Here is a 22562-nt window from a genome sequence, read left to right as displayed (position 1 = left end):
AATAAAAAAAGAGTTTGAATAAAAAGAATAATGAATTACTTATTTATAATTTGGGTGCTTATAGTCTCTTTAGTAGCTCCTAGTGTGGCGATCGCAGACGACAAGCCGCTTCATCAGCCCTATACTTTAATATCTGGAGTTGGGACAATCCACTATCCAGTTTCCACTTCTAATCCCCAAGCGCAAGAGTTTTTCGATCAGGGATTAAATTTGATTTACGCTTTCAATCATGATGAAGCGGTGCGTTCTTTTCAATACGCTGCCAAACTCGATCCACATTTGGCGATCGCATATTGGGGTATTGCTCTAGCTCTAGGCCCTAATATTAACTTAGCAATCGACCCCAACCGAGAATTAGCTGCTTACCAAGCGGTACAGCAAGCTTTAGCACTTTCCACCCAAGCATCTGCCCAAGAACGAGACTACATTACCGCCTTAGCAAAACGTTACTCCCAAGATCCTGATGCAGATTTGTTTCAACTAGCGCTTTACTACGCAAAAGCAATGGCAACCCTAGTCAAGCGTTATCCAGATGATTTGGATGCGGCGACACTTTATGCTGAAAGCTTGATGGATCTGCATCCTTGGCAGCACTGGACTAAAGATGGCAAGCCACAGCCAGATACAGAAGAAATTGTGACTATTTTAGAATCAGTTCTCAAACGTGATCCGAATCATACCGGAGCTAATCATTACTATATTCATGCAGTGGAAGCCTCACCTACTCCAGAACGGGCCCTTGTGAGTGCCAAAATACTAGCAACCCTAGCACCAACGGCGGGACACTTGGTACACATGCCAAGTCATATTTATTTTCGTGTAGGAGATTATGAAGGGGCAATGCAGGCAAATGAGCAGGCGATCGCTCAAGATGATATTTACATCAAAAAGTATCAAGTCCAAGGCACTTACGCCATGATGTACTACAACCACAACATACATTTTCTCATGGTGGCTAGTAGCATGGCAGGAAGATATAAAGATGCTCTCCAAGCCGCAGAGACGTTAGTCGCCAATGCTACTGCAATTGACCCCTATGCACCAATGCTTGAGGGATTTCTGGGCAGCAAGATGCTAATTCAGGCACGCTTTAGTGATTGGGATGCCATCTTAAAAACTCTTGCCCCCGATGCTAAATTGCCTACTACCACAGCACTTTGGCATTTTGCTCGCGGTATGGCAAGCGCAGCCACAGGCAAACTTGAAGATGCAACAAGTGAAAGTCGGGCATTACTGGCTGCCAAACAGAGAATTTCCACCGAAGCAACCATTGGCTTCAGTCCCGCTAGTCGCATTTTAGACATTGCCTCAAAAGTTCTAGACGCCAAAATTGCTAGAGAAAAGCATGATTATGAATCTGCTATCAAATTATTAGAAAAAGCAGTGGCAGTAGAAGATACCCTTGATTACGTGGAACCACCAGACTGGTACTTGCCGACACGGGAATCTTTAGGCAGTGTGCTTTTGGCTAAAAGTGACTATGCACAGGCTGAAAAAGTCTTTCGTGCTGATCTAGAAAAGTATCCCCATAATGGGCGTTCTCTATTTGGCTTGCAGGCAAGTTTACAGGCACTGGGCAAAGATAAGGCCGCTCAACTTGTCAAAGCCGACTTGGAAACAGCTTGGAAAGGTGATGATAAGCAACTTGACATAGCGAACATGTATTGAAGGAACGCCAAAAAATAAATTATCCAATTTTTGGAATCAAAACCACTTTTTCTCCCCCTGTTCCCTGCTCCCGTGCCCTAAAAGCGACGCACCAGAAAGCAGTTAGATAATTTTTATAACTCAAATTAGGATTGCTATACCCTTTATTTGTTGCCTGACTTTGCCTTTCATATTAAAATTTGGGAGTAATACTTTTGGTTAATACAGTCAAACGTTCAATTCGGATATTAAAGATGCGCCCCTGCATGTCTGATTTCCTTGATCACCCTACAGGATTTATCTTCTTCCATTTCCAACCCTTTTCTGCGGTGGGCTGTACTTATGGTAGGTGGGGGCAGGCGATCGCACCAACGCGATCGCATCACTAGTTAATTATCTGTTAACGATCTACTGGATGCAGAGAGTTGGCTCGTATGTCATCCTAGATTAGGAGAGTTAATTTGGTGATGTCTTTGGTTTTAGTATTGAAAGGCTTTTTCCTTTTAGTATTTACAGACTACTCAGAGAAATTAAAATCTCTACACAGTGATGATTTTGGAGAGAATCGATGTCAATTTATGTAGGTAACCTCTCTTATGATGTTACACAAGAAGATTTAAGTGGTATTTTTGCAGAATATGGTACTGTAAAACGGGTTCAAGTGCCTACTGACCGTGAAACAGGTCGTCCACGCGGCTTTGCTTTTGTGGAAATGGGAACCGAAGCTGAAGAAGCAGCTGCTATTGAAGCTCTTGATGGTGCTGAGTGGATGGGTCGTGACCTGAAAGTGAACAAGGCTAAACCCAAAGAAGATAGGGGTGACAGAGGTTCCTTTGGTGGTGGTAGAGGAGGATACGGCGGTGGTGGCGGCGGTGGACGCAATCGCTACTAAGGTTGGAAACAAAAAAAATTTACCTAGAGTCTTAAGGTCAGACAAGGTGTCTGTCTTTTTTTTGTAATCTTAGTGCTTCCATAGCCATTGATGAAGTCAACTTAGTTAGGAGAGATAATGACCCAAGTAATTGTAGGTGACAATGAACACATTGAATCAGCCTTACGGCGATTTAAGCGAGAAGTTTCTAAGGCTGGAATTTTTCCAGACATGAGAAAGCATCGCCATTTTGAAACGCCCTTAGAAAAACGCAAGCGCAAAGAAGTTGCCAAGCACAGACAAAGTAAGAGAAGCTTTCGTAACTAAGGGCTGACATACAGCAGAGTTCAGGAGTCAGAATCCAGGAGTCAGAATCCAGAAGTAAAACAGGCTTTATACCTTGCTTTGAGACGCGAGCTTGTGTACTTCATCCTCCTTGAAAAATGCTGTAAATATAAACGAAAACCCTCATAGGTTTTATGAGGGTTTTCCTTTTGGCTATTTTAAAATCAGGAAACCTAAAGAAACGCTAAAATCAAGTCAGCCTTTGTATTGTAGCGGTTGTGTCTCACATCACTCAGAGGGCGGTTCACTGTATAAATCCTGATTGTCAACGTCCTTATCCTCAGCCTTGGGGAAACAAATTTTGCAACAGTTGTGGCGCACCGCTAGAACTGTTAGACCGCTATGTTCCACTTCAGCCTTTGGGGTCGGGAGGATTTGCTCAAATTTACACGGTTTGGGATGAAAAAACTCAAACAGAGAAAGTGCTGAAGGTGTTGGTAGAAGATTCACCAAAGGCACTGGAGTTATTTACCCAAGAAGCGGCAGTTTTATCTAGTTTGCATCATCCAGGTGTCCCCAGAGTCGATGCCCAAGGGTATTTTCAGGTACAACTGTTTAACCCCAAACCGCACCAACTACCTTGTCTGGTAATGGAAAAAATTAATGGGCGGACTTTAGAAGAGATATTAAAAAAGTTTCCCCAAGGGTGTCCAGAAGATTTGGTTTTAAACTGGTTTGCCCAAGCTGTAGAGATTTTACAAGAATTACACAAACGTCAGATTCTTCACCGGGATATCAAACCTTCTAATTTAATGCTGGGTACTTCTTCGCCATCTTTAACCCCGTCTCAAGGGCAAACAGGGGGCGATCGCTTAGTATTAATTGATTTTGGCGGGGCAAAACAATTTAGCCCCTCTAAGCTGCGTTCTCAGTCCAGTTCCACCCGATTATTTTCTTCTGGGTACAGTCCACCAGAACAAGTGACTGGCGGGATTGTTGGGCCAAGTGCCGATTTTTATGCCCTTGGTCGAACGATGATTGAACTATTAACAGGTAAGTACCCGCTAGAATTGGAAGATCAACAAACGGGTAAATTGCGCTGGCGAAGTACGGTAAATGTCAACCCCCAATTGGCAGATTTGCTGGATGAGATGGTGCAAGAAGATGTGCGATCGCGTCCAGCAAATGCAACTATAATTCAAAAACGTTTGGCGAAGATTTCTCAACCATTACCGCCGCTAGGATTATTTGCTCAACTACGAGACAAGGGGAAACTTGTCTCAACGCAAGTCTCCCAAAGATTTACACAGCTAATACAAGCTATTGAACAAGTTTTAGCTAACTTTAGCCAAGCTGTAACTAAAAGCGTTATTTTTATCGCTCAGACAATTATCAAAATTTTCCTAGCTTGTTTGGCGACGATTTGGGCAATGCTCCTAGCTTATGTTGGCGCTTGTTTTGGTGCGATCGCTGGTTTTATTTTGGCATATCACACCAGCTTGGGTCGTCAGGTTGTGGAATTTATTTGGAGTCAGCAAAACCAATTAGTGCCAAATACTCAACCTGTCCTGGGGGCAGATATTTTGGTATTTGTCGCCGCAGGCTGGGGAACCGCTTGGGGATTGACAGTATCCGGGTGTTTTGGTCAACATCGGCGCTTTTTAGTAGCATCGCTGATGGGCATGATTAGCTATGGCTTCGGCTGGTTGATTTTGCAATTAATCACACCTAAAGATAGCGGCGAGGGCTTAATTGCAGTAATTTTAGTAGGAGTTTGCCTACTTACCCTAAGTTTAGGACTTCGCAGCCATCACATAGTTTACGCTGTGTTCGCTGCCTTTGGTAGTGCGATCGCCTATGCAGTTTTGATTCTTTTGAGGTTAGCGCCTCCGATTTTCCAATTCTCTAGTCAACCAGGCTGGTCAGAGTTACAGTTACCTCTGATTTTTTTTGGTTCTGTGGGTGTCCTTATTAGCTTCTGGTTAGGAGTGAGTTACTACCTAATTGTCCCTGGATTGCGCTTTTTAGGGTGGCGTTAAACCAATTCGCAATTCGCAATTCGCAATTACGTGTTGTAACGGGGATAGAGACAAGCAGCCCAACACTTGCGGCTTGATAGAAGCCGGGGACTTAAACCCCTACATTTTGTTAAGTCAGTGAACAGTTATCAATTTTTAATCTGTTTTTGAGAAATATTCAGGACTTACGCAAAATAACTCTCAAACTCTTATTACTCCGTGTCGCGCTGCTACCCTACGGGAACGCCAAAGGCGAACAAGCCGGGGAACCGCAAGGGCGCACTGGCTTCTCTGTGCCTCTGTGGTAGCCTGCGGCAAGCCGCTTTGCGTCTACGATTTTCCGTTATTTCTGTATAAGTCCTAATATTGTATTGTTATAGAAAATGAATTTTAATAAATTTGGAAGTTGCATTTATGACACGTCTATTTACTAATATAGTGACGACTACTGCTTTAGGATTAGCGATCGCTATAATCACTAATGACATAGCTCATGCTGCTGAGTTTAACTTTAACTGGAAAGGAGACACTGGTTATTCGGCTAAAGGTTCATTTAACTACGATACAACAACTGCTCCAAGCGTCATTTCTGAATCAGGTTCGGGAGCTACGAAAAACTTGCAGTCCCTCTCAATTTCCTTCTTTGATCCATTGAATACTCTCATAAATAGTTTTACTCCAGTGCTTAGTGGTGTATCTAAATACGGCTTTTTAAGATTCAACTTTGATAGCACTAAAGAGCAAATTTTTGGCCCCTTTGATATTGGCAAGGATGATGAGCTTCCCGGCGACACATGGCTTAATAATAATCTCGCACTCATAGACGAAGGTTTTAGCAATGAAGTTTTAGCTAAAGAATTTGGTTTTAACAATAGAAATGCAGTAGGCACAAAGCAAATACTAGATCTAAGTAACAATTCAGTTCAGGTATCCAAAGTTCCAGAAGGAAGCATAATTATAGGTTTATTAGCAGTGTGTAGTTTGGGATTTACCGCTTATAAAAATCTGGACGAAGCTACCCAAGAGTAAACTCAGTATTACTTTACAGTGTTGTAAGAATTACTATTAGGTTGATTGATAGAGTGATTACCGCTTGAAATTCGACCAAATAGAAATTTAGACACTAGAACATTGCGCTCAGAAATCTTACCAACTTGGAGTAAGCAAAAGCTCAATAAAAGGGCTGACATAGGATAAATAAAAAGTAAAAATAAAAAGTTATGGTGGAATGGATATTGAAATTTAGAGGCAAAGGTAAAAAAATATGTTTGGAGGATATATATATAAAGACTTCCTTTCCCGATTTCACATATAAACCAACGGAAAAATGTAGAACTAAAATTATAAAGTTCCCAAATGAGTCGCATTATCACAATAGATGCCACAAATCCACTAAAATAGCGAAGTATACTTGACCGAAAATTAGTCATTCCAGAAACGTATATATAAGTTTCTGTACTCCAAAGTAGGTAGCACAAAATTGTAAAAAAGATAGCAGCCGCTAACAATAACTTACTCCTTTTTACTGCCTCTAATTCTAAATATTCTTTTTGCTGTGCAAGGAAATATCCAATACAAAAGAATGGAAAAGTATATTTAAAGAGAGGTATATTCCCTTTATCTGGGATCATAATAACTACACAGAAGCTTAAAACTATGCCGTATAATCCATCATGCTTAAAGCGTTTGATTAAGGCTATTGTGACAATAGCACCAAATAAGGCCCACAAAAACCACAAATTGCTAATTATATTATTAAGTAAATGTTGAAAGAAATTATTTACTGAATATTCTTTTTTAGCTAAATAAAATGCAGTAGTATAGATAATTGACCAGGAAACTATCGGTATAATAAGATTAAAAAAGCGTTTTTTTGTAATTTCAAAAAATGTAGTTTTCTGAATTGAATAAAAAGATAAAAAGCCACTAATAGCCATAAATAATGGCATATGAAACATGTATATAGCTTTGAAAATTTGGTCTTGAAAAAATTCCTTACCGTTGTATGCTACATATTGAATTGTATGACCATACACTACCAGGAACATTAATATTCCTTTAGTGTAATCAAGAAACTGATTTCTTTGGTTTGTCGATTGCATAAATGTATAAAATAGTTTGATATTTAATATTTTTTTAATACATTTTCAATAGAATATTTAATCTACAAGTCTAAACTTTGATACAAGGATTCGGGTTAAATAGTAGAAATATAGCAGATTGCAGATTCATAAAGTACATTAGCAACAGTCTGTACAGTATTTTAGATGTTTAGGATTAATGAACTCAAGAGCCAGTGTCTTTTTTCTGTTTTACCTATTTACCGAAAAAGAATTATACTAAGTTTTAGGGAATACTACAATCTCTAAGATTACTAAATCTCCTCCTACTTTCCTTGAGGAAGTGCTATTACGGCGATTTAGGATAAAGGTAAAAAGTCGGAGGCGATCGCTATGGTATCAGTCAGCGATGCACAAGCAATTATTTTAAATTTAGTACAACCGTTAGATCATCAACGGGATGCAGAAGTCGTTGATTTATTAGTAGCAGATAGTCGGATTTTGGCATTACCTGTCACCAGTCCGCTAGATTTTCCCCATTGGGATAATTCGGCAATGGATGGCTATGCAGTTCGCTACGAAGATGTACAGTACAGCAGCGAAAACCCAGGCGTTTTAGAAATTGTTGAAGATATTCCGGCTGGGTATCAGCCCAAGTTTACAATTCAACCAGGACAAGCCGCACGGATTTTTACAGGTGCGGTGATCCCAGTAGGTGCAGATACTGTAGTCATGCAAGAAAAGACACGCCGCGAGGAAAACCGTGTATTTATTCTGGATGCGCCAAAACCGCAAGAATTTGTCAGACACAAAGCATCTTTTTATCAATCTGGAACACAATTACTACCAGCAGGAATTAAGTTAAATGCTCCAGAAATTGCCGTATTAGCGGCAGCACAATGTTCGCAATTAAGTGTTTACCGCCGTCCGCGTGTGGCAATTTTTTCGACTGGTGATGAGTTGATGACAGTTGAGCAACCCTTGCAACCAGGGCAAATTGTGGATTCTAATCAGTACGCGCTAGCAGCTTTGGTTAGACAAAGTGGCGCAGAACCAATACTTTTAGGTATAGTCAAAGATGATCCAATTGCTTTGAAGAAAGTTATTGCCCACGCCGTTGCGATCGCTGATATAGTTCTCTCTTCTGGTGGTGTCTCAGTAGGAGATTATGACTATGTTGATAAAATTCTAGAGTCACTAAAAGCAAAAATTCACATTCGCTCTGTGGAAATGAGGCCAGGTAAACCCCTCACCGTCGCCACATTCCCTAGTAGAGACGCGATTAATCGCGTCTCTACCCACTCCCCACTCTACTTTGGTTTACCAGGAAACCCTGCTGCTGTGTTGGTGACATTTTGGCGGTTTGTGCTACCAGCAATCAAGAAACTTTCGGGAATTACTGAAGGTTGGGAACCAGTGTTTTTGAAAGTGCGATCGCATCATGAGTTACGCTCAAATGGCAAGCGCGAAACTTACCTTTGGGGTAAATTGCATTTAATTGATGGAGTTTACGAATTTCATCAAGCTGATGGTAGTCAAAGTTCCGGCAATTTAATTAATTTAGCTCAAACCAATGCTTTAGCTGTTCTCCCGGTGGGTAAAACGTTAATTTACCCACAAGAAGAGGTGCAAGTTTTGCAGCTTAGTAATAATTAAAATACCTGCTCAAAAGCCTCAATCAAACTGTTAACTTCCTCAAGGGTGTTGTAATGCACCATACTCACTCGGACTATTCCACCTTGCGACGCTAAACCCAGGTAATCAATCAGCCGTTTAGCATAAAAGTCTCCGTAGCGAATCCCAATATAATGTTGGTCAATTTTTACCGGAATGCTTGAGCTATTCATTCCATCTACTACAAAAGATATAGTTGGCACACGAAATTTACGGTCAGCCTTTGATTGACCAATCACTCGCACATTAGACTTGCTGTTGAGGTAATTTAAGAGGCGATCGCTAATTTTTTCTTCATGTATACTAATTAAATCAAACGCCTGCACCATTTGATTTCTCAAATCAGATGCAGTTTGCTCACCGTAGTGAAGTTGTGCTAATTCACTTAGATAATCACATAAACCCAACATTCCATAACTTAATTCAAAATTGACATTCCCCAACTGAAATTTATAAGGTATGTCTGTCTGCTCAATAAAATAATGATTAAGACCAGGTAATCTTAATAAATGTTCTTCTTTGCCATAAAGTAAAGCATGATGTGGCCCATAAACTTTATAAAAACTCAAAGTATAGAAATCAACATCCAAATCTTGGACATCAACTAACCTGTGGGGTGCATAAGCTACACCATCCACACAAATCATCGCGTTGCGATCGTGAACAAATGCAGCAATTTCTTTGATAGGATTGATGGTTCCCAGAACATTAGAAGCATGAGTCAAAGCTACTAATTTTGTACGCTGACTCATCAATGGTTCTAAATCTGCTAAATGAAGTTCTAAGGTATCTGGGCGAATTTGCCACACTTTAACCTTCATTCCTTGTTTTTCCAGAGCCACCCAAGCACCAATATTGGCCTCATGGTCACAATTAGTAACAATAATTTCATCACCAGGTGTAAAGGTTTGACCAAGACAAATAGAAAGGACTTTCAACATCATTGTAGTAGATGGGCCCATAACCACTTCTTTATAAGAATTGGCGTTAATGAAAGTAGCCATTCCCCTAGTTGCTAAAGCCAATCGTTCTACTGCAAGTTGAGAAACTGCATAAGAAGCTCCCAACTGAACATCAGAACTCAGAAGGAATTCGCTAATTCTATCTACTACTTTTTTCAGGGTTTGTGACCCGCCAGCATTATCAAAAAAAGTCCATTCACCAGCTAGGGCGGGAAAATATTGCCGAACTTTATCAAGATTCAAATACATAGTATAACTTTTTTAGAGAATGTTCTTTACCCTAGCCTACCTTTTAGCGAGTCGCCTAGAGAGCATCTACACCCTATCTGGTGTTTCAGCTTGTGATGCCAGTCTTATTATTCTGCAAGAATCTCTTTAGAGAGAGGGTATACTTAATAACTCAAAGAGGATCTTAAAAATATATCTTACTTAAAGCAAAGGTTAATGTCTTGATTCTTCACAACTCTCGCCGATTTTATTTGATAAGTTTAAGGTAGAGTCAAAGCAACTATACGACTACTATTTGATTTTTAAAAAGATAGGTAGAATATGTAGCTGCGAGAATACGGTATCAAATCCTTACGAATGGTGCGTTACGGATTCCATTTTAACGCACCCTACAGTACCTAATTTTTTCAAAAATCAAATAGTAATTTTATATTGTTGTTATTTTTAATTCCTTGATTGAAAACACAGGAACGGGCTATGAATACTACGGTAAAATATGACATCGAGCTGATCAAGCAAGAAGCACTACAACTTGTTAAGAAGAGGCTTGTTAACCGTCAGCAATCAATTTATACCCTGTGTAAATATATTCCTCCTTGTGACTGGGTTAATTTTGAACTTGAGTTAGAAAAAAACGAATTTTTACTCAGAGATAGAATTATCGATCTCCTGAACCACGAATCTTGGGAAGACGATTGAGACTGCATTTAGAAGCTGAACCTTATTAGCAGCATCTCAACAAAATTAAAATTGGAAATTCATTTTTCATTGAAAACCCTCGAATTAAGTTAGGGGTTATAAACAAGAGATTATTAGAGGTTATTTATATAAATTAATACGCTTGGTTTAGCGCCAAAAACCTTAAACTGTGTAGGCTGGAGAGCAACTGCGCCCTTGCGGTTTCCTAACTTGTAAGCCCTCTTTTAAGGAAGCTACGATGGCATACACAAGTCTTCTAAAGTTGCCCCACTGGCTTTTGATTCCCCCAACCCCTCGATAAATTGTTGTGTCAGGTAATACCTCATGAGAGAGCCACAGCCTTCCATCTTATAACGATTGATTGGTGGAATCAAGAAAAAATTATACTAAACAAATTTCAGTTACTTAGGATTAGGCAGACAATTCTTCTACCCCTATCCATTCTGTGATAGATTGCCATTGGCTAGCGTAAACAGTAGTATTTCTACGTTTTTCTTGTTGAGGCTTTCTAAGTATTTTCCCGGTGACAGCCTCAGTGAATGAACTGGATTGGTTCAGATTATAAACAGGCATTTCTTGCCAGCAGTGGCGACAAAACCAGTAACTTTCTGCACCGCGTACATGTTCTAAAAGTAGACTTGAGCAGCAAGGGCAGTAATTCATATTTTCTTAAATCCTGTTAATAAAAGTGTTATTGCAAATCGGGGTAGCTACTTGACAAGCCCGTAGGTATTTAAAACCATGTGTTTATATTTTGACTATAATCTTTAAATATGAGGAACTTGTGAGGAAAGTTGAAACATTTAATAATCTCGTATGTTTTATACATATTTCTTAAGTAATAACAAAGCTATAGGACTCATGTTTGATTTTTGAAAAAACTCGCCCTCAACTCGAAAGGGCTGATTCCTTACTCCCTACTTTCGTTCGGTTATGCTCACGGCAAGCCTATTACCTGTCTATAACGCTTGCGCTGTGCTTCTCTTTGCAGAGAGGCTTATCTGCGATACGCTCTGCGAACGCCAACGCGAACGCCCACCACGTAAATAAATTTAAAAATAAAATCGGATTGCTATTTAGCTATAGCACTTTGATGATTTGCTTTTTTAGCAAGAACTGCCTCCTTCAACAAAACAGCCGAAAGCACAATTTTTTTAGCGACGTTAGGAAGCAAGGGTTTAATATTTACACTCATTAATTAATTTCAAAGATTTACCAATAACAAAACTATAAGATCGTTAATTAAAGTAATCTCTTGAGAGAGGTGATCTACCAGAGCAAGCGCATCTAGAGTATAAGAATCCTTTAAGAGCAAGGGTTTTAATATTTGATATCAGAAAGATTATAAAAACTGGCAACTTAACCATGCGATTCAACGATCAGCTGATTAACATACCTAGTTTAAATCATGTTATTAATCGTTCTCCCTTAACGATTAAGCCTGATAGTTTTGTAGTCGAAGCTATCTTCTTGATGAATCAGGAAAGCTGTAGTAATTATGCACCTCAAAGCTTAAATTTTTCATTAGATTCAAACCCCGTCAATCAACCATTAACAGGTTGTGTCTTGGTTGTGGAGGAAGTAAACTTATTAGGTATTTTTACTGAAAAAGATGTAGTTAGACTTATAGCTTCTGGAGTGGACTTATCCACGGTAACGATCGCACAAGTGATGACGCGGCCAGTAGTTACCCTTAGACAATCAGATTCTCAAGATATTTTCGTTGCTTTATCGTTATTACGTCAGCATCAGACTCATTATTTGCCCGTTTTGGATGATCGCGGACAATTGCAAGGAATTATCACCCAGACTAGCTTATTACAAGCCTTTGACCTGGTAAAAATGGTTGGGGTCGTTGAAGGCTTGCAGCAATATCTACAAAAACCCGAAGATGAATCTAGGCAGGTTAATCAGCATACAGAGATAGAGCAAGTCCGTTGCCAAACTCAAAATAATTTAAAACTATGGGTTGAGGCACAATCGGCTGAAATCATGCAAGTTAATCAAGAACTTCAGCTAGCCCTCGAAGAACTTCAAGTTGTAGAAGAAGAACTGCGCGAACAAAATGAAGAGTTGTCCATTGCCCGTGAGCTAGTAGAATTAGAGCGCCAGCGTTACCAAGATTTATTCGAGTTCGCTCCAGATGGTTACTTGGTAACTGATACAACAGGTATTATCCAAGAGGCTAACCAAGCAGCAGCAATCTTGCTGGCTGTCCGCCAAAAATATTTAGTGAACAAACCATTAAGTCTATTTATTGCTTACCAAGATCGCCAGACTTTTAACACTCGACTGAATAATTCGCAGCAGGAACAGGAGTGGGAAGCTTATGTAAAACCACGGGGAGGTAAAGCTTTTCCGGCTAGCATTAGAGTGGCTGCCATGTACAATTTTGAGGGTAAGCAAGTTGGTTGGCGCTGGTTACTCTGCGATATTAGCGAACGCCAACAAGCAAAGGAATCACTGCGCCAAGCAAACGAAGAGTTAGAACAACGAGTGGCAGAACGGACAGCAGAACTTGTAATGTCCAACTTCCTGTTGCAACAAGAAATTACTGAACGCCAACGTACAGAAGTTGCATTACGGCAGAGCGAAAACCTCTATCGCCAACTCGTGGAAAGCCAAATTGACATAATTATCCGCATTGATTTGCACTTTCAGATTACCTTTGCCAATGCCGTTGCTTGTCAAACCTTCGGCTGGAAGGAAGATGAGTTTCGTGGTCAGTCATTTTTCCAGTTTCTTCATCCAGATGACTTGCCTGAAGCGATGGAAGATATAGCAACTTTAGGATCTTCACCCCATCCCTTGACTAATCGTGAGCGGCGTGCATTCACAGTCAATGGTATTCGCTGGTTTCAATGGAATGCGATCGCAATTCGTAATGATAAAGGAGAGGTCGTTGAAATCCAAGGGGTAGGCAGAGATATTACCGAACAGCAAGCGGCGCTATATGAACGCCAACTTGCAGAAGAGTCACTGCGCCAAAGCGATGAGAAATTTCGCACGATTGCCGAAAATGTCCACGCAGTCATTTGGATTGCTAGTGCAGATTCATTCCGAACCTTGTATGTTAGTCCGGCTTATGAAAAAATTTGGGGTCGCTCTTGCCAATATTTATTGGAGCATCCTGAGTCCTGGATAGAAACCGTTCATCCAGACGATCGCGAGCGAACAAGCAAAGCAGCAAAACAACAGCTTAGTGGTGAGTCCGCTTCAATAGAATATCGAATTTTACGACCTGATGGATCAGTGCGCTGGATCTGGGATCGGAGCTTTACTGTCTATAATGACCAAGGAAAAGTTCAGTATTATGGCGGTATTGCCGAAGATATCACCGAAAGAAAACTAGCCGAAGAGTCACTGCAAGAAAGTGAAGCGCGATTGAGTTTAGCTCTGGAAGCTGGCCAAATGGGTATATGGGATCGCGACCTGATCGCCAATACTAGTGTTTGGTCTGCCAATATGGGGCCGCTTTATGGTCTACCGAGCGCTACCTTGTGTCCAACCATAGAAGATTATCTTAATTTAATCCATCCAGAAGACCGCGAATTGGTGGCTGCGAGTATACCTCGCATGATTGAGGAAGGAAGGGCAACTACAGATTATCGAGTTGTCTGGCCCGACGGCAGCCTACACTGGTTAAACTGCAAAGCTCAGGTCTACTATAACGAAATCGGTGAGATGATCAGGATGATCGGCACAAATAAAGATATCACTGAGCGCAAGTTGGCACAACAAAAAATCTTTGAACAAGCCGCTCTACTTGATATCGCCACCGACGCGATATTAGTTCGAGATTTCCAGTTTCAAATTTTATTCTGGAATAAAGGTGCAGAGCGGATGTACGGTTGGCTCTCTTCAGAGGTTATGGGAAAAAACCTCCGGGAGATTCTGTACCCAGCAGCAATTCAGCCGCAACTGCAAGTACCGCTAAAAAGCGTAATTGAGAGTGGCTCGTGGCAAGGTGAGTTACATAAAGTTACAAAATCCGGTAAGGAAATTGTTGTGGAAAGCCGTTGGACATTGATGCGTGATTCTGAGGGAGAACCCAAATCTATCCTTACTGTTGACACTGACATCACCGAAAAGAAACAACTCCAAGAGCAGTTTTTTCGCACCCAGCGATTGGAAAGCCTTGGTACTCTTGCAGGTGGCATTACCCACGACTTGAACAATATATTGACACCAATTTTGGCCGCGGCTCAATTACTACAGGGAACATTTTTACAAGACGAAGATCTGTCTGGACAACTGCTGGCACTTATAGAAACCAACGCCAAACGCGGAGCAGCTTTAGTGAAGCAAATTTTGTCCTTTGCACGAGGATATAAAGGAGAGGCGACAATTATTCAAGTCGAGTCCCTGATTTTAGAAATTGTCCAAATTGTTAAACAGACATTTCCCAAATCTATTGAAATTTACACGGTTATCCCAGAAGATATTTGGGCTGTCACAGGGGAAGCAACACAACTGCATCAAGTGCTGATGAACTTGGTAGTAAATGCCCGCGATGCTTTGCCAGATGGCGGCAATATCAAAATTTCTGCGGAAAATAAGTTTATTGATGAAGCTTATACCAGAATGAATCTCGATGCTAAAGTTGGGCATTATATTGTGATTAGCGTTGCTGATAACGGAATTGGGATACCGCCAGACATATTAGATAGAATTTTTGAGCCGTTTTTCACCACAAAAGATGTCAACGCAGGTACGGGACTCGGACTTTCAACAGTGCTTGGCATTATTAGAAGCCATGATGGTTTTATTAAAGTGTCTACTAGTGTTGGTAGAGGCAGCAAATTTGACCTGTTTTTACCAGCAGTGCAAGCAACTCAAGCCTTCAGCATAGAAGAGATGGATTTGCTCTCAGGAGAGAGAGAACTGATTTTAGTTGTAGATGATGAAGCCCAAATTCGGGAGATTGCCACAATCATCTTAGAAAAGCACAACTACAAGATACTAGCTGCCAGTAATGGTATAGAGGCGATCGCACTCTATGCCCAATACAAGCATCAAATCAATGCCGTATTGATAGATATAATGATGCCGGAGATGGACGGAATCACTGCTATTCGCACCTTACAAAAAATGAACAACCAAGTTCAAATTATTGTCTGTAGCGGACTGAACTCAATGGAATTCTTGGCTCAAGCAGCTGATGTTAGCGTGCAAGCAGTTTTATCAAAACCTTATACGACCAGAGAATTATTGCAAACTTTACACCACCTATTTAGAGGCAGTTAGGAGTTAAGAGTACAGACGCGATTAATCGCGTCTGTTAAGAGTAAATATTGTATTGGGAAGAATTTAATCCCAATGCCCAATGCCCAATTCCCCAATCCCTCACAAGTTCCTCAAATTGCTTTGCTAACTTTAAAGTTGGGGCAATGTCCGGCAATATGGGGTTAATCCGGCTGATGAATATTGTTAGAAAAATTAATGATGAATTAGCGATCGCTGGACAAATTACAGTAGAGCAGCTAAAACAAATTGCTGATGAGGGTTATAAGTCTGTAATCAACCTACGTTTGCCCGACGAAATAGACTTGCTGGCTAATGAACAGGAGAAGACAGAAGTTTTAGGATTGTACTACGTTAACTTCCCAACTAAACCTGAAGACCTGAATCATCAAAGTACGCTTCAGATATATGAAACCATTACTGAACTACCCAAACCGATTCTGATCCATTGTGATAACTCAATTCGTTCAGCCGCGATCGCATTGTTGTATATCTGCATCAAGCAGGGCGTAACATTTGAAAAAGCACTGCAAAAAGTTATTACATTAGGTTTGATATAGCCAGGACTTACGCAAAAATTGCCGAAAAGCTTAATTTATCGAACCGCCAAGACGCCAAGAACGCCTTCGCGCAGCGTCTCGTAGAGAAGAATTCGTAGAGTGTGCGTAAGTCCTAATAGCTATCAACGAAGAGGCAGGGGGCAGGGAGAAAGATGCTGTAATTTACTAGCAATAGAGGGTTTCAGAGTAAATCAATTTATTTATACTTAATGTTAAATATTTATAGGACTTACGCAAAGAATTTATTGGGTTCTCTCCCCTGCCCCCTTTCCTCTTCGTTAACTCCCTCATTCCATAGATTTGAAGCCCTTGCAGTGTTTCATCCCACAGCTAGACGCAGGTGGTTTCTATGTTTATATACTATTAAGCGGGGAATGTACCTCAGAAGACTGGAGATAAAAATGAGGTCGTGACCTAGCTAAAGTTCTGGGATTCGTCATCATGTATGAACTAGTTCAAGCTGTCTTCAACGGTGATGAAAAAACTGCTCTGCATCAGTTGATTTATACGTTGAGTGTTTCAGGGAAGCGTTACTTCCTGAGAAATGAAATTTTACAAGCTTTTGCCGATTACTGTCATCAATCCCAAAAGCCAGCCTATTTTTACTATTCTTCTTCTGTGGGTAAACTGATACAGTACACCCACGAAATAATTCTTGAAGAAGAAAGTACCTGGTTCGTGGTTCGTCCCAGAATTGCTAGTCAAGAAGTTTGGAAACTGACAGCCGATTTTAATAGTTTTGAGCAGATGACGCCGCAAACGCTGCTAGATGTAAGAGATCGCCTAGTCAACCGCTACCAACCTCATATCCTAGAAATTGACCTCCATCCGTTTTACGAAAGTTCCCCCAGAATTGACGATCCCAGAAATATTGGTCAAGGTTTAGCCTTTCTCAACCGTTACCTGTGCAATCAATTGTTGACTGACCCCCAATATTGGGTGGAAATGTTATTTCAAGCATTGCAGGGGTTACAACACGATGGAATTCGGCTGTTGTTGAGCGATCGCATTCCTTCAGGTATTCATTTAGCCAAACAAATTAAGCTAGCTCTGAAATTACTGAATGAGCTTAAGCCTAACGAACCTTATGAAAAATTCCGCTTCGATCTCCAAGAACTCGGCTTTGAGCCGGGTTGGGGTAACACTGCGGCGCGAGTCTCTGAAACACTTGAACTCTTAGACCGACTCATTTACTCCCCAGAACCTGGCATCTTAGAAACATTTGTGGCCCGCGTCCCCGCCATTTTTCGTGTCGTCCTCATTTCCATCCACGGTTGGGTGGGACAGGAAGATGTCTTAGGAATAGATGAAACACTTAGTCAAGTTATCTACGTCCTTGAACAAGCTCGCAGCTTAGAAAATGAACTGCGTGAACAAATCAAACTTGCTGGTCTGGATGTGCTGGGTATGAAACCCCATGTAATTATTCTCACCCGACTAATCCCTAACTGCGAAGGAACATTTTGCAACCTGCGCTTAGAAAAAGTCCAAGATACTGAAAATGCTTGGATATTGCGCGTTCCTTTTGGTGAATTCAATCCGGAAATTACTAACAATTGGATTTCTAAATTTGAGATTTGGCCTTATTTAGAACAATTTGCTCTAGATGCAGAAAAAGAATTGCTAACTCAATTCCAAGGTAAACCTCATCTTCTTATTGGCAACTACAGCGACGGTAACTTAGTGGCTTTTCTTTTATCGCGCCGGATGAAAGTTACCCAGTGCAATATTGCCCATTCCTTAGAAAAACCTAAATATCTATTTAGTAATTTATATTGGCAAGATTTAGAAGATAAATATCACTTCTCGGTACAATTTACCGCAGATTTGATTAGCATGAATGCAGCCGAGTTTATCATCACATCATCCTATCAAGAAATTGTCGGCACACCTGACACCATAGGTCAATACGAGTCGTACAAATACTTTACGATGCCGCATCTGTATCATGTGGTTGATGGCATTGATTTGTTTAGTCCTAAATTCAACTTAGTGCCGCCAGGAGTAGATGAAAAAATTTTCTTTCCCTATAGCCAAAAAGAAGACCGAGATATTAAGCTTGGCAAACAAATTCACGACCTCCTCTTTACCCGCAAAGATCCCCAAATTTTTGGTCATTTAGATAACCTTAACAAGCGACCAATTTTTGCCGTTGCTCCCATCACTTCAATCAGAAATCTCACTGGTTTAGCTGAATGTTTTGGTCAAAGTCAGGCGTTGCAAGAGCGCTGTAACCTAATCCTTTTAAGTAGTAAACTGCATCCAGATGAAACTACAAACCCAGAAGAAGCAGAAGAAATCCAAAAACTTCACAACATTATTGAACAATATCATCTCAATGGCAAAATTCGCTGGGTGGGGATGCGTATCCCTAGCAGCAACATCAGCGAAGCCTACCGAGTAGTTGCAGATTCTCAGGGAATTTATGTCCACTTTGCCCGCTTTGAATCCTTCGGTAGGTCTATTTTGGAAGCAATGATTTCTGGCTTGCCAACTTTTGCTACTCAATTTGGCGGTTCTTTAGAAATTATCGAAAACCAAGAGAATGAATTTAATGTTAATCCTACAGACTTAGAAGGTACAGCAAAGAAACTTTTAGGCTTTGTTGAACAATGCAATACTCAAGATGATTATTGGCAAGAAGTCTCAGAATGGATGAGTCAGCGAATTCATAATAGATACAATTGGCATTTACATAGTAATAAATTACTACAGCTTGCTAAAATTTTTAGTTTTTGGAACTTTGTTGCTCCAGAAAATAACGAAGCCAGAGATCGCTATATGGAAGCCTTATTTCATCTGATTTATAAACCTAGAGCGGAAAAGATTTTGGAGAAACATAAGGGGGGATGAGGGAGTGGGGAGTGAGGGGCAGAGGGGCAGGGGAGCAGGGGAGAGTTAGAACTGGGTTCATCCACCTCTAAACTCCGTTCATCCACCTCTAAACTCCGTTCATCCACCTCTAAACTCCGTTCATCCACCAAATTTCCCAATTCCCCATTCCCCATTCCCTACTCCCTATTTATGGACAAAAAAGGTCATTCTCGCAATTTTATCTACACAGACTGGATTTTAATCGAAACCCAGTTTGACCCTGAGCAATTGCACTCCAAAGAAACTGTCTTTACAATCGGCAATGGATACCTGGGAACAAAAGGCAGTTTTGAGGAAGGTTATCCTCATGCATTGCCTGCTACTTTTATCCACGGTGTCTACGACGATGTGCCGGTGGTGTACACTGAACTGGCAAATTGTCCTGATTGGCTACCTTTGGTAGTAATTGTAAATGGCGAATCTCCTACGGAGACGCTACGCGAACGCTTCCGTCTCGATCAAGGTAAAATATTGCGCTATGATCGCCAGCTTGATTTACGCTACGGACTTCTTAGCCGTTACTTACGTTGGCACTCTCCTAGTGGAAAGACTATAGATATTCACTTTGAACGCTTTGCTAGCTTTGCAGATCAGCATGTGTTAGTGCAACGCTGCCATTTAACACCAGTAGATTTTGATGGGGTAATCGAAGTTCAGGGAAGTATTAACGGCTATCCAGAAAATCAGGGTTTTAATCATTGGGAAGGACTAGATCAGGGCAAGACTGACCAAGGAATCTGGTTGCAATGCCGCACCCGCCACTCCCGAATTGAACTCGGTATGAGCGCAACTATGAGAATCTCAGGTGCTGAAGCATCTTTGCAAGTCAGTACCGCACCTGGTTATCCAACCTTAAGCATGACCTACCAAGCTAAATCAGAACAGACCGTAACGGTAGAAAAAATCGTGACAGTTTTTACCTCCCGGGAGACTGAGACACCAGTTTCAGCAGCTACAGAAAAACTCGCGCACCTGCCAGATTACGCAACACTAGTAAAAGCCAATAAGCAGGCATGGGATGAGACGTGGCAGCAAAGTGACATCCTCATTGAAGGGGATAGTACAGCTGCTTTTGCTGTTCGCTACAATCTATTCCAGCTACTGATTGCTGGATCACACCATGATGACAAGGTAAGCATTCCGGCTAAAACTCTTTCTGGGTTTGGCTATCGCGGTCATATCTTTTGGGATACAGAAATTTTTATGCTGCCCTTTTTTCTGTTTACCCAACCAGCGATCGCCCGAAATTTACTCAGTTACCGTTGGCATACTTTACCAGGAGCTAGACGCAAGGCTGCCCATTACGGCTATAAAGGGGCAATGTATGCTTGGGAAAGTGCTGATACCGGAGATGAAGTAACACCACGTTGGGGACTCAATAATGATTTTTATGGTGAAGATGTGCGGATTTGGTGCCGCGATCGCGAAATTCATATTAATGCAGATATTCCTTACGCCGCTTGGAACTACTGGCAAGTCACTGGTGATGATGAGTGGATGCAACAGCGCGGCGCAGAGATTATTTTGGATGCTGCTATCTTCTGGGGTAGCCGAGTTGAATTCAATTCTGAGCGCCAACAATATGAAATTCGGGGAGTAATCGGAGTAGATGAATATCATGAATTCGTTCACAATAATGCCTTTACAAATCGGATGGCGCAATGGCATTTAGAGAAAGCGATCGCAGTTTATGATTGGTTGGCTCAAAAGTTCCCCGAACGAGCTGCTGAACTAGAAGAGAAACTAAAAGTTACACCACAAGAGCGATCGCACTGGCAAGATATTATCGCCAAAATCTTGTTTCTCCATGACTCATCAACAGAACTAATCGAGCAGTTTGAAGGATTTTTCCAATTAGAAGATATCGACTTAGCAGATTATCAAGGGCGCGATCGCTCCATGCAAGTCATCTTGAGTATTGAGAAAACCAATAAATGTCAAGTAATCAAGCAGCCAGATATCTTGATGCTGCTTTATTTAATGCGGGAATCAGCAGATTTTCCCTACAACAAAAAAGCATTGCAGACAAACTGGAACTACTACGCACCCCGCACAGACATTACTTATGGTTCGTCCCTTGGCCCAGCAGTTCACGCCATTTTAGCTTCCGATTTGGGCAAATCAGCAGAAGCTTACGAAGTGTTTATGCAAGCGTTAATGGTGGATCTTGAAGATAACCGAGGTAACACCAGCGATGGAATTCATGGTGCTACTGCTGGTGGCGTTTGGCAAGCTGTAATTTTTGGATTCGGTGGCATTCAACTCACCGAAAATGGCCCCGTAGCTAACTTCCATCTCCCTGATGGCTGGACACGCCTAAAATTTAAACTGCACTGGCGCGGAAAATGGCACGACTTCGATCTGCATCGAGGATTGGAAGCTGGGGACTGGGGACACAACGACTTGCTCAGTGCATCGCTGGGGACAAGAGGAATAACTAATACCCAATACCCAATCCCCAATACCCAATCCCGGAGCGAAGCAACCCACAACCCCAACATCCAAGGATTCATCTTCGACCTAGATGGAGTGCTAACAGATACAGCAGAACTTCATTATTTAGCTTGGCAAAAGCTAGCAGATGAAGAGGGTATACCCTTTAATCACCAAGCGAACGAAGCGCTGCGGGGTGTATCCCGTCGTGCTTCTCTGATGCATATTATTGGAGATAGACCATATTCGGAAGCACAAATTGAGGAGATGATGGAGCGTAAGAATCGCTACTATGTAGAATCGATCCAAAACATGACACCTAAGGATTTGTTACCAGGTGCGATCGCTCTCTTGGATGAATTGCGGCAAGCTGGGATTAAAATTGCTATTGGTTCAGCTAGCAAAAATGCCCGCACCGTGATTGAGCGATTGGGCATTGCCGATAAAGTAGATGCGATCGCTGACGGTTATAGTGTACAGCAACCCAAGCCAGCACCCGACCTATTTCTGTATGCAGCCAAGCAGCTAGGACTCGAACCAGCCCAATCTGTAGTTGTAGAAGATGCCGCAGCAGGCATTGAGGCGGCTCTAGTCGCTGGTATGTGGGCAATAGGACTCGGGCCAACTGAACGAGTTGGAGCCGCTCATATTGTTTTGCCCAGCTTAGAAGGGGTCACATGGGCAGATTTAAGAACCAAATTAAGCAATATTGCCAAACAAAAGGCTTGCTCTTCCTGATCTTTACCCCTTTTTTAGCTACCGTGTCCCACATTTTTGTCAGAGTGAAACTGTCACACTCACCGATATCCCGCCCAGAACTAAAGTTTAGCGGCTCATAGCCCAAGTCCACTTGAGTAGATTTGAGCCATGAAACTCGGAATTCATTCCGAGGCGGAATAAAAACGTAGTGCAAAATTTATTAATAAAGATATGGCTGCGGTAAGACTTGTGTGTAGGTTTTTAAAGAAATCGTCTGCGGGGGGATCTTATCCAAACCTATTGCGTGC

General features: G+C 41.4%; 16 protein-coding genes. 13 read left to right on the top strand and 3 right to left on the bottom strand.

The genetic code is table 11. The annotated features are described in order from the left end of the window. Window positions 1-30: 30 nt before the first annotated feature. The 7 genes from RMZ43_RS10950 (at window position 31) to RMZ43_RS10920 (ending at window position 5850) form a co-directional block, all read left to right on the top strand. Window positions 31-1668: a tetratricopeptide repeat protein gene (locus RMZ43_RS10950; protein WP_322656148.1), complete on the top strand. Its 1638-nt coding sequence runs from the start codon at window positions 31-33 to the stop codon at window positions 1666-1668. 245 nt (window positions 1669-1913) lie between these two features. Next, window positions 1914-2036 (top strand): hypothetical protein, encoded by a 123-nt coding sequence (locus RMZ43_RS10945; RefSeq protein WP_322656147.1) that lies wholly within the window; start codon window positions 1914-1916, stop codon window positions 2034-2036. 179 nt (window positions 2037-2215) lie between these two features. Beyond that, window positions 2216-2539, top strand: coding sequence for an RNA recognition motif domain-containing protein (locus RMZ43_RS10940; RefSeq protein WP_109006946.1), 324 nt, complete (start codon window positions 2216-2218; stop codon window positions 2537-2539). Window positions 2540-2656: 117 nt separating this feature from the next. Beyond that, a complete protein-coding gene (rpsU, locus tag RMZ43_RS10935) occupies window positions 2657-2845 on the top strand; it encodes a 30S ribosomal protein S21 (protein WP_012407716.1) in 189 nt (62 codons plus the stop codon). A gap of 236 nt (window positions 2846-3081) precedes the next feature. After that, window positions 3082-4842 (top strand): serine/threonine protein kinase, encoded by a 1761-nt coding sequence (locus RMZ43_RS10930; RefSeq protein WP_322656146.1) that lies wholly within the window; start codon window positions 3082-3084, stop codon window positions 4840-4842. A gap of 146 nt (window positions 4843-4988) precedes the next feature. After that, window positions 4989-5129 carry a hypothetical protein gene (locus RMZ43_RS10925; RefSeq protein ID WP_322656145.1) on the top strand — a complete coding sequence of 47 codons (141 nt, stop codon included), beginning with the start codon at window positions 4989-4991 and terminating at the stop codon, window positions 5127-5129. A gap of 106 nt (window positions 5130-5235) precedes the next feature. Then, window positions 5236-5850, top strand: a complete 615-nt coding sequence (locus RMZ43_RS10920; protein ID WP_322656144.1) for a PEP-CTERM sorting domain-containing protein — start codon at window positions 5236-5238, stop codon at window positions 5848-5850. A gap of 8 nt (window positions 5851-5858) precedes the next feature. On the opposite strand, the gene RMZ43_RS10915 is transcribed toward RMZ43_RS10920, so the two are convergent. Beyond that, window positions 5859-6923 carry an acyltransferase family protein gene (locus RMZ43_RS10915; protein WP_322656143.1) on the bottom strand — a complete coding sequence of 355 codons (1065 nt, stop codon included), beginning with the start codon at window positions 6921-6923 and terminating at the stop codon, window positions 5859-5861. Between the two features lie 351 nt (window positions 6924-7274). Between RMZ43_RS10915 and RMZ43_RS10910 the strand changes: the two genes are divergently transcribed. Beyond that, window positions 7275-8537 carry a molybdopterin molybdotransferase MoeA gene (locus tag RMZ43_RS10910; RefSeq protein WP_322656142.1) on the top strand — a complete coding sequence of 421 codons (1263 nt, stop codon included), beginning with the start codon at window positions 7275-7277 and terminating at the stop codon, window positions 8535-8537. Here RMZ43_RS10910 and RMZ43_RS10905 read toward each other — a convergent pair. Beyond that, complete coding sequence (locus tag RMZ43_RS10905; RefSeq protein ID WP_322656141.1) at window positions 8534-9766, bottom strand: cysteine desulfurase-like protein; 1233 nt, start codon at window positions 9764-9766, stop codon at window positions 8534-8536. The genes RMZ43_RS10910 and RMZ43_RS10905 overlap by 4 nt on opposite strands. Window positions 9767-10222: 456 nt before the next feature. Here RMZ43_RS10905 and RMZ43_RS10900 point away from each other — a divergent pair, with 456 nt between their 5' ends. Next, window positions 10223-10444, top strand: a complete 222-nt coding sequence (locus RMZ43_RS10900) for a DUF4327 family protein (protein ID WP_322646477.1) — start codon at window positions 10223-10225, stop codon at window positions 10442-10444. Window positions 10445-10855: 411 nt separating this feature from the next. Here RMZ43_RS10900 and RMZ43_RS10895 read toward each other — a convergent pair whose 3' ends face one another. Beyond that, on the bottom strand, window positions 10856-11107 hold the full coding sequence (locus tag RMZ43_RS10895) for a hypothetical protein (RefSeq protein ID WP_322646476.1): 252 nt from the start codon (window positions 11105-11107) through the stop codon (window positions 10856-10858). Window positions 11108-11809: 702 nt separating this feature from the next. Between RMZ43_RS10895 and RMZ43_RS10890 the strand changes: the two genes are divergently transcribed. The 4 genes from RMZ43_RS10890 to pgmB all read left to right on the top strand — a co-directional run bounded on the left by RMZ43_RS10890 (window position 11810) and on the right by pgmB (window position 22293). Continuing rightward, window positions 11810-15691: a PAS domain S-box protein gene (locus RMZ43_RS10890; RefSeq protein WP_322656140.1), complete on the top strand. Its 3882-nt coding sequence runs from the start codon at window positions 11810-11812 to the stop codon at window positions 15689-15691. Window positions 15692-15738: 47 nt separating this feature from the next. Continuing rightward, the gene (locus RMZ43_RS10885; RefSeq protein WP_322656139.1) at window positions 15739-16248 is read left to right on the top strand and encodes a beta-lactamase hydrolase domain-containing protein; all 510 of its coding nucleotides are present in this window, start codon (window positions 15739-15741) and stop codon (window positions 16246-16248) included. A gap of 441 nt (window positions 16249-16689) precedes the next feature. Beyond that, window positions 16690-19101, top strand: a complete 2412-nt coding sequence (locus RMZ43_RS10880; RefSeq protein WP_322656138.1) for a sucrose synthase — start codon at window positions 16690-16692, stop codon at window positions 19099-19101. A 171-nt stretch (window positions 19102-19272) separates the two neighbouring features. After that, the gene (gene pgmB, locus RMZ43_RS10875; RefSeq protein ID WP_322656137.1) at window positions 19273-22293 is read left to right on the top strand and encodes a beta-phosphoglucomutase; all 3021 of its coding nucleotides are present in this window, start codon (window positions 19273-19275) and stop codon (window positions 22291-22293) included. Window positions 22294-22562 lie beyond the last annotated feature (269 nt).

This window comes from Nostoc sp. CmiVER01 (assembly GCF_034531135.2).
Classification (GTDB): Bacteria; Cyanobacteriota; Cyanobacteriia; order Cyanobacteriales; family Nostocaceae; genus Nostoc.
This window is presented reverse-complemented; position numbering and strand designations above follow the sequence as displayed.